We start from the raw sequence: 13,578 nt of genomic DNA, 5'->3' as shown, positions 1-13,578 counted from the left end.
TCATGACGCATGCATCAAACATCCCATCTGCCCCCAATGCCAAAACCCGTGTGCTTCATCGCAGCAGTGTCGCGACCCCGCCGCGTGCGGTCCGGGGCGAGGGGATTTATATCTTTGACGAGAATGGCAAAAGTTATCTGGATGCCTGCGGTGGGGCGGCGGTGTCGTGCCTTGGACATTCCGATGTCGATGTGCGGGCGGCCATGCATGCCCAGATTGATCAGATTGCCTATGCCCATTCCGGGTTCTTTTCATCCGATGCGATGGAAGAACTGGCCGATGACCTGATTGCCCATGCACCCGATGGGATGGATAAGGTTTATTTCGTGTCGGGCGGGTCGGAGGCAACCGAGGCCGCACTTAAATTGGCGCGGCAATATTATCTTGAAATCGGGCAGCCGGACCGGAAATACGTTATTGCGCGCAGGCAGTCCTATCATGGCAATACGCTGGGGGCGTTGTCGGTCGGCGGCAATATGTGGCGCCGCCAACAGTTTGAACCGCTTTTGATCACAGCAACCCATATCGCGCCAGTGTACCAATATCGTGATCAGCGCGACGGCGAAACCGATGCCGAATACGGTCTTCGCGTTGCCAATGAATTGGAAACCGCAATCCTTGAACTGGGCGCACAAAACGTTGCCGCCTTTGTTGCCGAGCCGGTTGTCGGCGCGACATCGGGTGCGGTGGCGCCAGTGTCGGGGTATTTCAAGCGCGTGCGCGAGATTTGTGATCAGTATGGTGTGTTGCTGATCCTTGATGAAGTCATGTGTGGCATGGGCCGAACCGGCACGCTGCACGCGATTGAGCAGGAAGGCATTTCAGGCGATATACAAACCATCGCCAAGGGGTTAGGGGCGGGGTATCAGCCAATTGGTGCGGTTCTGGTTTCAAAGAAAATCAATGATGCCATCGCCAACGGTTCCGGGTTTTTCCAGCATGGGCATACCTATCAGGGGCATGCGACGGCCTGTGCGGCGGCCCTGGCAACCCAGCGCGCCATTCGGGAGCGTGATCTTTTGAGTAATGTTGTCAAACAGGGCGAAAATCTTGCCGATGGCCTTCGGGCCAAACTGGGGCAGCATCCGTTTGTTGGGGACATTCGCGGACGGGGCCTGTTTCGCGGGGTGGAACTGGTGGCCAACCGCGAAACCAAAGACCCGTTTGACCCCAATATAAAAATCAATGCCAAGATTAAGAAGGCGGCCTTTGCGCGTGGGCTGATGGCCTATCCAATGGGTGGGACAATTGACGGGGTGCGCGGCGATCATGTGTTGTTTGCCCCGGCGTTTATTGTGACTGAGGGTGATGTTGCCAAGATTGTTGATCTTTTTGCCGCCGCCCTTGATGACGTCTTTGCCGCAGAAGGACTGGCATAATGGCATATGGCCAGACACCGTTTGTGATTGCCGCAGCCCCGAATGGCGCGCGAAAAACCAAGGCCGATGTGCCCAACATCCCGATTACACCGGCCGAAGTTGCCCAAACGGCCCTTGCGTGCAAGCAGGCCGGTGCGGCGATGATGCATTTGCATGTCCGTGATGAGGATCAGAAACATAGCCTTGATGTTGGGCGGTATCGCGAAATGCTGACCGAAGTTCGTGCATCGGTTGGTGATGATATGGTTTTGCAGGTCACTACCGAGGCGGTCGGCATGTATGGTGCCGATGATCAGATGGCGATGGTCCGGGGGCTTGTGCCCGAAGCGGTGTCGATTGCCATTCGTGAAATCGCACCGGATGGTTTTGACGTGAATGTGCTAAAATCATTCTTTGCCTTCATGCGCGAAGCCAAAATTTCCCCGCAGTTCATTCTTTATGCCTCTGATGACGTCAGGCGGTTTAACCAACTGGTGGAAACCGGAGTTTTGCCGGGGGAAAAGTTTCCGGTTTTGTTTGTATTGGGCCGGTATACACAGGATCAGGTATCTGATCCTGCTGATTTATTGCCATTCATCGGAACGAGTTCTTATATCTCTACGTGGATGGTGTGTGCGTTTGGGGCGTTTGAGAATGCCTGTATCCTGACTGGCGCCGGATTGGGCGGGCATGCGCGCATTGGATTTGAAAATAATCATCTTTTGGTTGACGGATCGCCTGCGGGCCATAATGCTGCGTTAATTGCTCAGGCGCGCGAGGGTGCCCGCCTTATGGCGCGAAAAATCGCGACGGGCGAAGAGGCCAAGCAGATCATGCACCCCGTATGGTAGCTGTGGCCAGTCTTGGCGGCACAAGTGCAGAAAATTTAAATTCTATCAGGAGGTTTCGGGCTTTATAGGCTTTTAATTCGGTGTTCCGATACCTATAATCCCGCCGTCGAAACATCTGATTTATCTGATGTTTCTATGTGATTCTTCGGTTCCACGCGGAGCGGTTGAATTCGTAATAATAGGGTGTACAAGGGAGCTATTCCTAATGAAAAAACTTATTGCTGTAGCGGGTGCAGTTGCTGCGATTGCAGGTGCCTCGCTCTTCGCCGGTCAGGCGTCGGCACAGGAAAACCGTTTCATCACCATCGGTACCGGTGGCGTAACGGGCGTTTACTATCCGACCGGTGGTGCGATCTGCCGTCTGGTGAACAAAGACCGTAAAGAGCACGGCATTCGTTGCTCGGTCGAGTCCACGGGTGGTTCGGTTTACAACATCAACACCATCCGTTCTGGCGAACTTGACATGGGTGTTGCCCAGTCCGACTGGCAGTTCCATGCGTATAACGGCACTTCGAAATTCGAAGATCTTGGTCCGTTCGAAGACCTTCGTGCAGTGTTCTCGGTTCATCCGGAGCCGTTCACGGTTGTTGCGCGTGCAGATTCCGGCATCAAAACCTTTGACGATCTCAAGGGCAAACGCGTGAACATCGGTAACCCGGGTTCAGGCCAGCGCGGCACTATGGACGTTGTTCTTGAAGCCAAAGGCTGGTCTCTTGATGACTTTGCACTGGCGTCCGAACTGAAGCCTGCTGAACAGTCCCAGGCTCTGTGTGACAACAAGATCGATGCCATGATCTACACCGTTGGTCATCCGTCCGGGTCGATCCAGGAAGCAACGACTGCCTGTGATTCGGTTCTGGTAGAAGTTGCAGGTCCGGCCATCGACAAATTGGTTGCGGATAACCCGTATTACCGTGTTGCGACCATTCCGGGTGGCATGTATCGCGGCAATCCTGATGATGTTCAGACCTTTGGTGTTGGCGCAACCTTTGTGTCCTCGACCAAAACCGATGCTGACGTTGTTTATCATGTTGTCAAAGCAGTCTTTGAAAACTTCGATGATTTCAAAAAGCTGCACCCGGCATTCTCCGTCCTGAAAAAAGAAGAAATGATCAAGGACGGCCTGTCGGCTCCGCTGCATGACGGTGCTGCGAAGTACTACAAAGAAGCAGGCTTGATGTAATCTCGCTGCGAACGGAGGGCAAACTTGCCCTCCGTTTTCTTCTTGCGCCTATCGGGGACTAAAAATTGAATAATGATTACACCGTAACTTTGGTGTTTGAGTACTCCGTGGGCGACCGGGTGTGTGTCGACGGAGGCTTTTTGTTTCTGGGCTACCAGTGCAGATTGCTTTCGTAATGACCGGGAGTTTGTGATGACCGAAAACAAAAATGGGGACAATGTATCCGTTGATCAGGGGTTGCAGGACCTGATTGCAGAAAGCGATACAGGTGCCCGCCAGCCAAGTGGTTTGACCGCACAGATTTTGCTGTGGCTTGCCGTTGCATGGTCCTTGTTCCAGCTGTGGTATGCTTCGCCGCTGCCATTCATGTTCAATTTTGGTGTGCTGAATTCGACCGAAGCACGGTCGATCCATTTGGCGTTTGCCATTTTCCTCGCATTTATGGCCTATCCGGCGTTTAAGAATTCACCGCGCAGCTATATCCCCATTTTTGACTGGGTTCTGGCATCTGTCGGTGCTTTATGTGCTGCGTACATTTATATCTTCTATCGGGATTTGTCCGACCGCCCGGGCCTGCCGATTAAGCAGGACCTTGTGGTGGCAGGGGTCGGTTTGGTTCTGTTGCTTGAAGCCACTCGCCGCGCACTTGGCCCACCTTTGATGTGTGTGGCAATGCTGTTCCTTGCTTATGTGTTCTTTGGGAATGCTGTTTGGGTGCCCGATGTCCTGCAATGGGCGGGGGCGAGTTTCTCCAAGGCGATGTCGCACCAGTGGATCACCACCGAAGGCGTGTTCGGGATTGCACTTGGCGTTTCAACCAGCTTTGTGTTCCTGTTTGTGCTGTTTGGCTCGTTGCTTGATAAAGCCGGGGCAGGCAACTATTTCATCAAGGTCGCGTTTGCCGCCCTTGGTCATATGCGCGGTGGTCCGGCGAAAGCAGCCGTTCTGTCATCGGCCATGACCGGTTTGATTTCAGGGTCCTCGATTGCCAACGTGGTCACCACCGGGACCTTTACCATCCCGCTGATGAAGCGTGTTGGTTTCTCGGGCGAGAAGGCCGGTGCGGTTGAAGTGGCATCCTCGGTGAACGGGCAGATCATGCCGCCGGTCATGGGGGCTGCGGCCTTCCTGATGGTGGAATATGTCGGCATTTCGTATCCGGAAGTCATCAAACACGCCTTCCTGCCGGCAACGATTTCCTATATCGCGCTGATTTACATCGTCCATCTTGAGGCGCTCAAGGCCAATATGAAAGGCCTGCCAAAGCTTCATACCTCGACACTTGGTCAGACGATGATGCGCTCGTTGCTGTTTATCTTGTCGCTGGTTGTTCTGTCCGGGGTGATTTATTACGCCATCACGTTACAGAAACAGGTGTTTGGTGACGGGGTTGGCTGGATTGTCGCTATCGAATGTGCCGTGGTGTATTTTGCAGGCCTGTATTATGCAGCGAAATACCCTGATCTTGAGCTTGATGATCCCAATCAGCCGGTGGTCAAGCTGCCGGAACTAGGCGAAACGGCGAAGGCTGGTTTGCATTACCTGTTGCCGGTTGTGGTTTTGGTCTGGTTCCTGATGATTGAGTTGAAATCACCGGGGCTGTCGGCGTTTTGGGCGACGGTTCTGATGATCTTCATCATGATGACCCAGCGTCCGGTAAAGGCGTTCTTCCGTAAGCAACCTGATTATATGAACGAGCTGCGTGCTGGTTTGATTGACGTTGTAGATGGTTTGGCGACCGGTGCGCGCAACATGATCGGCATTGGTGTTGCAACCGCAGCGGCCGGTATTATTGTCGGCACCGTGTCGCTGACCGGGATCGGTCAGGTGATGGTTGAGTTCGTCGAACTGATTTCGGGCGGCAACTTGATGCTGATCCTGATCTTTACCGCCGTGATCAGTCTGATCCTTGGTATGGGGTTGCCGACCACGGCGAACTATATCGTGGTGTCGAGCCTGATGGCGCCGGTGATTGTCGAACTTGGGGCGGCAAACGGATTGATCGTGCCGCTGATTGCGGTCCATCTGTTCGTGTTCTATTTCGGGATCATGGCCGATGTTACTCCGCCGGTGGGGCTGGCGTCCTTTGCCGCGGCCGCGATATCAGGTGCCGATCCGATGAAGACCGGTTTTGTCGCATTTTTCTATTCGATGCGCACAGCCGTTTTGCCGTTCTTGTTCCTGTTCAATACGCAGCTTTTGATGATTGGTCTGGATCACCCGATCGATGTGGTGGTGGTGATTATCATATCAACGATTGCCATGTTGATCTTTGCCGCCGCGACGCAAGGGTATTTCTTTGCCCGATCGAAACTGTGGGAAAGTGCAGCACTTCTGCTGATTGCGTTCAGTTTGTTCCGTCCGGGGTTCTGGCTTGATATGATCGAGCCGCCTTATGAAAACCTTCCCGCGACAGAAATTGTGCAAAAAGCGGCGGAAATGCCGGCCAATACCAGCATCCTTCTGGATGTTGAGGGCATCAGTCTGGAAGGTGACGACGTCGCCAAATCTGTGATGTTGCCTTTGGGGCCGGAAGCATCGGGTGAAGATCGTCTGTATAACGCAGGTCTTTCGGTCCGTGACGAAGACGGGAAGATCTTTATCGATGATCTGGTGTTTGGTGGCCCGGCCAAGAAAGCGGGGCTTGATTTCGATTTTGAAATCACCGCGATCAAGGTGGAAGCCAGCCGTATGCCCAAAGAGGTGTTCTATATCCCGGCGTTCTTGTTGCTGGGTGGGATCATCGTTCTGCAACGCCGTCGTCGTCGCGCCGAATTGGCGCTTGAAGCGGCTTAAGGAGGGCCAGGTTCATGTATAAGGATATTCTGGTTACAGTGGATCTTGATCATGACTCGTCGTGGAAAAAGGCGGTTCCGGTTGCGATCAAGCAGGCGCAAAGTTTTGGCGCACGTCTTCACGTTCTGACCGTGGTGCCCACGGTGGGTATGTCGATGGTCGGGCAGTTCTTTCCGAAGGGCTACGAGACCAAGGTTCTTGATGCCTATAATGAGCGTCTGCATGAGTTCGTATCAGAGCATATTCCGAACGATATCAAGGTGCAGCACATCATCGGGCAGGGAACGGTTTACGAAGTGATCCTGAAAATGGCGAAAAAAACCAAATGCGATCTGATCGTGATTGGGGCACATCGTCCGGAACTCAAGGATTACCTTCTGGGGCCGAATGCTGCGCGTGTTGTTCGTCATGCAGACTGTTCTGTGATGGTTGTGCGCGAATAGCTGCATCCTGAACAAGGCGTAAAAACGATATAGGAAAGGGGCGATGCAAATGCATCGCCCCTTTTTGTCATCAGGAAAATATTTGGGTGTGCGTGATTATTTCGCAGCACATGGGTTAGCGGCGCACGGATTTGCCGCACATGGGTTCGCGGCCGCACAGGGGTTGGCTGCGCATGGGCTGCACGGGCTGCAGGGATTAACGACCTTTTTCGCCGCACACGGATTGGCGGCACACGGGTTTGCCGTGCATGGGTTCGCAGCACATGGGTTGGCTGCACAGGGATTTGCCGTGCAGGTTGCGACTTCTGCGGTCGGGGTGGGCAGCGGTGCGGCCATCGCCATCGGGGCGGCCATTGCGAGGCTGGCGCCAACGGCAAGTGCCGGGATAAGGGCGGTTTGGGCGAAACGGTTTGTTTTCTTGGTCATTATTGCCTCTCTGAAGATGCTGTCATTAAATGTCGGAAGGAGCGTGATTGAGCTAACGTCCTCAAGCCACGCCGACTATGGCGCAAATCATCTGGGAGGCGGCGTCACATAGTTTCACTGTTCTGTGACAGCCCCGTGTGGGGCGGGGGTTCGGTGTTTATATGCCAATCCCCGTATCTTGGGTAAAGTCGAAGGCCAGACGGGGAATAAACGGGCCAAACTTATTGAAAAGCCGGTCAAATTTCATCATGTTGATGATAACGGGCTAAGTTGGGTTCTGCTGCTTGGCGGGTTGAATAATCCGTGAGAATGGGATCCGGGCAAAACGGGAATTACCGATGAAAAACAGTGTTAAAGCTGCAATTGTTCAAAAGTTTTTCGTAGCGGTATGCCTTTTGGCGTTTTCAGGTGGTGCTTTTGCGCAATCGGGTTCTGTCACGGAACCATCCATGGTCGAAATCCCGGCGGGTTGGTTTTGGCAGGGGTCTGATGGGATCGAACGCTCATATGCCTATGATATTGACGAGCAGGTCTATGGCCACGACATTAGCCGCCGCAATAGATGGTATGATATCGAAGCCGACAAATGGCGCGTTCATCTTCTGCCCTACCATATTTCCAAGACCCCGGTGACCAACGATGATTACGCCGCGTTTATCAAGGCAACAGGTCATGCTGCCCCTGACATCAGCAAGGATGAATGGGACAGACAGGGGCTGATTTACAATTACGATACGATCGCGCCTTTCCTGTGGAAAAAGGGGCGCCCCCCCAAAGGACGCGGCAATCATCCTGTGGTGCTGGTGTCCTGGCAGGATGCACAGGCCTATGTGGAATGGCTAAGTGAAAAAACCGGGAAAAACTGGTCATTGCCCAGTGAACTTTACTGGGAAAAGGCTGTTCGCGGGGAAGAGGGAACCTTCTATCCGTGGGGTAATATCTATGACCCGACCCTTTTAAACAGTGGTGATCGTGGCCCCTTTGATACAACGCCTGTCGGGCAATATGATGCCGGGCCGTTTGGTCTTTTGGATGGTGTTGGACAGGTGTTCGAATGGACATCAACGTCCGGACAGGCGGGGTATCGCTTTGTCAAAGGCGGGTCGTGGGATGACCGTGGTTGTGGTGTCTGCCGCCCGGCCGCCCGTCATGCGCGGCCTGAACATCTCAGACATATTCTGATCGGCTTTCGCGTGATGTATCTCGACTGATTTTAGCCATTGAATTGCCTTCAGCCCCTAAATCCCGCGCCAAAAACACGGCCACATAATATGGACTACAGGGTTCATGTGCGTATTTTATAATGGAATAATCAGTATAAAACTGAAATCCATTGCTTGATCCTTGTTGCAAAGCACGTTGAAATCACTAACTCTTGATCGAGATTAATTGGTCGGAATGACCAGAGTGCGGATATTTCTGCCTTTGCGGATATAGAAAGCGGATCGCAAAGACACTGGTGCTGATATGAGTGAAATAGCAATCGACTGGACATCCATTCCAACGGGCCGACTGGAAAAAATGTTGGCTGCGGGGCGTGATGTCATGGAATGTCATCGGGTTTTGACCGCCACCAGCGATAACATCGTCGGTGAGCTGATCAAGACGGGCGGGACATTTTATGAATGGACGCATTACCCCGAAGGGGATGTTTATGATCGTCAATCACATGCGCAGTTTTATTATCACGCCCACCCAAAGGAAGAACGGCGTGAATGGGATGAACATGGTCATTTCCATAGTTTCATGCGCCCGCGCGGCATGCCCGATAGCTGCAAACCAAAACAGATAGACGGGTTTGAGTATCCCGAAGGGCCAAACGATGCGCTTTCGCATCTGGTGGCATTTTCCATGGATGAGTTTGGCTTTTGCCAGCGACTGTTTACCACCAATCGCTGGGTCACCGGCGAGGTCTGGTATGACGGCACCGACGTGACGTCGATGCTTGATAATTTCATCATCGACCACGCACAGCCATCCTGGCCGGTTAATCGCTGGATTTCTGGGATGATGGTTCTGTATCGTCCTCAAATCGAAGATTTAATCCGCCAGCGCGACGCCAGGATCACATCCTGGCAGGAAGAATACCCGGACCGGGATGTCTATGAGGATCGTGATCTTGAAGTAACCTCGACAGAAGATATCGCCGTTGCCGAACAGATGCGCGCAATTGGTGCTGAACTGGGTCAACGCCGTGAGGCCGCCTGACAAGACCGGAAACGATTGAGTGTCGTGACATGACAAAAGGCCGATGCGCAGATGCATCGGCCTTTTGTTTTTGGGGATATGGGTGTTGAATTATTTCGTTTTAAGAAACTCAATCATGTCCGCAACGTCTTCATCCTTCTTAAGTTTGAAGGCCATTTTCGAACGTTGTTTGGACCCGGCAATTTCACTGAGTTTTGCGGACGGGTCTTTGAGGTAATCGGCCAGGAAGGCTTCGTCGGTGACAAAACCTTTTTCACACGCAGCTTGGTATCCCTTGCCGTATTTGTATCCATCGACGGTACCGCAGTCGCGACCGACAGCGCCAGCCAGGCTTGGGCCAACCTTGTTCACGTCAGCATCGACACTGTGGCAGGCAGCGCAGCGTTTAAAAAGTTTCTCGCCATTTTCGGCGTCACCGGCAACGGCCGGGACAGCGGCAAGGATGACAAGGGACGCGGCGGCGAATGCAATTTTGCGGGAAAGTGACATTATCGGGCCTCTCTTTGTTCATTCCCGTTGACCGGGATTACGTATCGATAGACTAAGGTCAGGACCTAGCACCCGTTTGGGTAACCAGAAGGTCAACAGCGCGGCTCATTGTGCTTAAAAAATAAGGCCGTGCTGTTGAGATTCTAGAAATCATAACGACATCTAGCATATCTAAACCGTACAGGATTTGAGTTTAGTCAATTTTCGACAGTTAATACGTAGGGATGCTGATGATGGATTGCGCGTTGGTCCATGGCCTGAAATGATCTGTCACATGTGCGGTTAATGGTCCCGATATAAGGCCATTTTGACTGTGAGGATGACATGATCAAAGAGCTAGGGTATTGAATATCGGGTATTTGTGCTGAATTTTGGGAAATTATGTTTGTCGAAACTCTGCCACAAGTATAGTGTAAAAAGGTTAGTTGGCAGCCATCCGGTAAGCGTGCCAGGAGATATCTATTGCCGCGTATCACCAAAGAAGATCTGAGTAAGCTGGTTCAAGACCCGTCTGGGTCAAACCGTGCGGATACTGCTGATAAGATCAGTCGTGAGTTTTCAACAGAAGCTCTGTCTGACAGCGAACGCATTTTAGCCGAAGATATCTTTCGTTTGATGATCCGCGATGCGGAAGTCCGTGTTCGCAAAGCTTTGGCCAAAAATCTTCAGCAAACGCCGCTTGTGCCCCATGATGTTGTGGCAACACTGGCGCGCGACGTTGATGAAGTTGCTCTGCCGATCCTGAAGTTTTCCGAAGTTCTCAATGATGAAGACCTTGTCGATATCATTGGCGATAATACCGACAGCGTGGAAAAGCAGCGCGCCATTGCGTCGCGCGCCCATGTGTCGGAAATCGTTTCAGCAACCCTTGTTGATATTGGCCATGAAGATGTGATGGTTGATCTGGTTTCGAACGCCGGTGCCGAGATCAGTGAAATATCGTTGCAGAAAGTGGTCGAAGAGTTCGGTGAAAACGAACGCATCCAAAAACCAATGATTGAACGCAATCATTTGCCAATCACGATTGCCGAACGTTTGGTGACGCTGGTGTCTGATCGGATGCGCGCAGAACTTATTTCGCGCGGTCACATCCCCGAGGGCATCGTCAACGCGGTGATGACCCAGTCGCAGGAAAGTGCCACCATTGGCCTTCTGGGCGAGGGGGCGGAAGACCGCGATGTCGAACTTCTGGTCGAACATCTTTATGCCAACAACCGTTTGACAAGCGGCTTGATCCTGCGTGCGCTTTGCATGGGCGATGTATCGTTCTTTGAAGCGGCCCTTGCACGGCGTGCCGGTGTATCGTTGATCAATACCCGCATTCTGATCCATGACAGCGGGCCTTTCGGGCTTGAGGCGATCTACAATAAGGCCGACCTGCCAGAACATTTCTTTCCCGGTGTCCGTGCCGCGATGGAAGTTGCCCGCGAAACCACCTTTGATGGTGGGGAGCAGGATAAAGAACGTTATTCACGGCGCATGATCGAACGGGTTTTGACCCAATACGGTGATCTGGGTGTCGAATTTGATTCCGATGACGTCGATTACCTGATGGGTAGGATGCTGCAATTACCCAGTGAACGGGCGATGCATCAGTAACAACCGCGCAACCGGTCACCGTTGCCATCAATCACATGACCGTCACAGGAAACCGCTAGGTTAAGCAACATGCTTTCGGGCGGTTTTTTTGTGACTGGAGTTTAAGTCGTCAATTGACGGGGGCGTTGGCAAAATGAAAAAGGCGCCGTTTAAAAACAGCGCCTTTTGGGAAAGTCAGTGGTTGTGCCGATGCCTACTCAAGCAGGGTATTTGGCATCCACAAGGCAATTTCCGGGAACGCCATCACCAGGATCAAGCCGATAACCTGCAACAGAACAAAGGGAATGATGCCTTTGTATATCTGTTGAATGGAGATCGATTTTGGTGCCACACCCTTAAGATAAAACAGGGCGAACCCGAACGGCGGGGTTAAGAAGCTTGTTTGCAAGTTTACCGCCACAAGGACCGCAAACCAGGTCAGAACCTGCGTCTCGGTTGCGCCAAGTCCACCAACATCAAGATGATGACCGAAATCAAGCTGTGCGATCACAGGTGCAAAGATCGGCAGAACAATCAGCGTAATCTCAACCCAGTCAAAGAAGAAGCCAAGGATAAACACGATCAGCATCAGCAACAGCAAGATGCCCCATGATCCCAGTCCTGCCTGTTCAACCAGATCAATGACAAGATCATCGCCACCAAGCGAACGGAACACGTATGAGAATACGGTCGCACCAGCAAACAGGAAGAACAGCATTGCCCCGGTCAGAGCCGAACGTTCGCAGACATCCTTAAGGACCGGCCATTTGAGCCGTCCTTTAACCAATGCAAGGAAGGTCGCGCCAACCGCACCAACGCCAGCGGCCTCGGTCGGGGTGGCGAAGCCTGCAAAGATTGACCCAAGGACCAGAACAATCAGGAAGACCGGCGGAAGGAAGCTTCGCAGCATCATCATCACAAGGTCTTTGCCGTGGACGGCTTCGCCTTCTGGAAGTGGCGGGGCCAGTGACGGGTTTATCTGACAGCGGATAAAGATATAAACCGTGTACAAACTTGCCAGAAGCAGGCCGGGAATGATCGATGCCAGAAACAGATTGCCGACCGAAATCGACAGAAGGTCTGACATCAGAACCAGCATAATTGACGGCGGGATCAGGATGCCAAGGGTACCAGATGCGGCAATTGTCCCGGTCGCAAGCGACGGGTCGTAATTGCGGCGTAACATGACCGGCAATGCCAGAAGCGTCATCATCACCACAGATGCGCCGATAATGCCTGTGGTCGCGGCCATGATGGTGCCCATCAGAGTAACCGAAAGTGCCAAGCCACCCGGAACCTTGCGCAGCAGCATGTTCAGGCATTCAAGCAGATCTTCGGCGACGCCACTTTTTTCAAGCATCGTCCCCATGAAAATGAACATGGGGACCGCAACCATCACCATATTTTCGGCGATGCCACCCCAGATGCGTGAAACGATGTTGAAAAATTCAATAAAGGAGAAAACGTCATAGGCCATACCAAGGAAGCCAAAGGCAATCCCGATGCCTGAAATGACGAATGCAACCGGAAGACCCGTGAACACAAAGATGCCGATACAGGCAAACATGAACAGCGGAAACCAGTCTTCGATATAAAAGTTATCCATTTGGGTTATCCCTGTCCGGCTTAGTCTTTGAGCTTGGCGACGTCGCCAAGGTCTGCGTGGTGGGTCCCGACATAATAGCCCGCACGTTTATGCAGGTTGGTCGGTCCAAAGACAAAGACGAAGCATTTCATAAATATCGAAAGCCCCGCCATCGCGAGAAGCCCAAAGCCGATGGGGATTGTCGATTTGATGATCCAGCGATGTGTCAAGCCGGTTGTCGACGCCGACACCTCGTGGTTTTCAAAGGAGCGGGCGACAAAATCAAAACCGAAATAAAGCACCAAGGCACAGAACGGCAGGACACAGATAAGGCCGCCGATCATTTCAACAATGGCGCGGGTGCGCGGACGCAAGTTGTCACGGATCAGTTCGATACGGACATGAGAGTCGCGAATATAACCAAAACCAAAACACAGCATGAACAGAGCAGTGTGCAGGTGCCATTCGAGTTCTTGCAACTTGATCGATCCCTGACCGCCAAATTTACGCTGGATCACATCATAAATGATCGTCAGCATCAGCGGGATCGCCAGCAAGGATGCCCACTTCCCGATACGGGAAACGACGGCGTCAATGCAGTCACTAATTTTTAGTAGCGCTTCCATAGGAGACTCCCGGGTCTTCTCTTTCGCGGTCAAGG

12 protein-coding genes are annotated in these 13,578 nt (G+C 52.6%); 9 read left to right on the top strand and 3 right to left on the bottom strand.

The window, feature by feature from the left end; all coding sequences use genetic code 11:
* Positions 1–2: 2 nt before the first annotated feature.
* The 8 genes from AC0VXT_RS15225 (at position 3) to AC0VXT_RS15190 (ending at position 9,265) form a co-directional block, all read left to right on the top strand.
* A complete protein-coding gene (locus AC0VXT_RS15225; protein ID WP_475546088.1) occupies positions 3–1,379 on the top strand; it encodes an aspartate aminotransferase family protein in 1,377 nt (458 codons plus the stop codon).
* A complete protein-coding gene (locus tag AC0VXT_RS15220) occupies positions 1,379–2,209 on the top strand; it encodes a beta-keto acid cleavage family enzyme (protein ID WP_475546087.1) in 831 nt (276 codons plus the stop codon). Before AC0VXT_RS15225 ends, AC0VXT_RS15220 begins: the two co-directional genes overlap by 1 nt.
* A gap of 205 nt (positions 2,210–2,414) precedes the next feature.
* Positions 2,415–3,392 carry a TAXI family TRAP transporter solute-binding subunit gene (locus AC0VXT_RS15215; protein WP_475546086.1) on the top strand — a complete coding sequence of 326 codons (978 nt, stop codon included), beginning with the start codon at positions 2,415–2,417 and terminating at the stop codon, positions 3,390–3,392.
* Positions 3,393–3,584: 192 nt separating this feature from the next.
* A complete protein-coding gene (locus tag AC0VXT_RS15210) occupies positions 3,585–6,188 on the top strand; it encodes a TRAP transporter permease (RefSeq protein WP_475546085.1) in 2,604 nt (867 codons plus the stop codon).
* A gap of 14 nt (positions 6,189–6,202) precedes the next feature.
* On the top strand, positions 6,203–6,631 hold the full coding sequence (locus AC0VXT_RS15205) for a universal stress protein (RefSeq protein ID WP_022732967.1): 429 nt from the start codon (positions 6,203–6,205) through the stop codon (positions 6,629–6,631).
* Positions 6,632–6,674: 43 nt separating this feature from the next.
* The gene (locus AC0VXT_RS15200; protein ID WP_475546084.1) at positions 6,675–7,169 is read left to right on the top strand and encodes a hypothetical protein; all 495 of its coding nucleotides are present in this window, start codon (positions 6,675–6,677) and stop codon (positions 7,167–7,169) included.
* Between the two features lie 226 nt (positions 7,170–7,395).
* Positions 7,396–8,268 carry a formylglycine-generating enzyme family protein gene (locus tag AC0VXT_RS15195; RefSeq protein ID WP_475546083.1) on the top strand — a complete coding sequence of 291 codons (873 nt, stop codon included), beginning with the start codon at positions 7,396–7,398 and terminating at the stop codon, positions 8,266–8,268.
* A gap of 256 nt (positions 8,269–8,524) precedes the next feature.
* Positions 8,525–9,265 carry a DUF6969 family protein gene (locus AC0VXT_RS15190; RefSeq protein ID WP_475546082.1) on the top strand — a complete coding sequence of 247 codons (741 nt, stop codon included), beginning with the start codon at positions 8,525–8,527 and terminating at the stop codon, positions 9,263–9,265.
* Between the two features lie 90 nt (positions 9,266–9,355).
* Here the strand turns inward: AC0VXT_RS15190 and AC0VXT_RS15185 are convergent, their stop codons facing one another.
* The gene (locus AC0VXT_RS15185) at positions 9,356–9,754 is read right to left on the bottom strand and encodes a c-type cytochrome (RefSeq protein WP_475546081.1); all 399 of its coding nucleotides are present in this window, start codon (positions 9,752–9,754) and stop codon (positions 9,356–9,358) included.
* A 462-nt stretch (positions 9,755–10,216) separates the two neighbouring features.
* Here AC0VXT_RS15185 and spbR point away from each other — a divergent pair, with 462 nt between their 5' ends.
* Positions 10,217–11,353, top strand: a complete 1,137-nt coding sequence (gene spbR / locus AC0VXT_RS15180; protein WP_475546080.1) for a SpbR family protein — start codon at positions 10,217–10,219, stop codon at positions 11,351–11,353.
* 193 nt (positions 11,354–11,546) lie between these two features.
* On the opposite strand, the gene AC0VXT_RS15175 is transcribed toward spbR, so the two are convergent.
* Both AC0VXT_RS15175 and AC0VXT_RS15170 read right to left on the bottom strand, forming a co-directional pair.
* Complete coding sequence (locus tag AC0VXT_RS15175; RefSeq protein WP_022732974.1) at positions 11,547–12,938, bottom strand: TRAP transporter large permease; 1,392 nt, start codon at positions 12,936–12,938, stop codon at positions 11,547–11,549.
* A gap of 20 nt (positions 12,939–12,958) precedes the next feature.
* Entirely contained in the window at positions 12,959–13,543 is a 585-nt protein-coding gene (locus AC0VXT_RS15170) for a TRAP transporter small permease subunit (protein ID WP_475546079.1), read from the bottom strand.
* Between the last annotated feature and the right edge of the window lie 35 nt (positions 13,544–13,578).

The organism is Thalassospira sp. Z349TD_5, from assembly GCF_056173045.1.
This window is presented reverse-complemented; position numbering and strand designations above follow the sequence as displayed.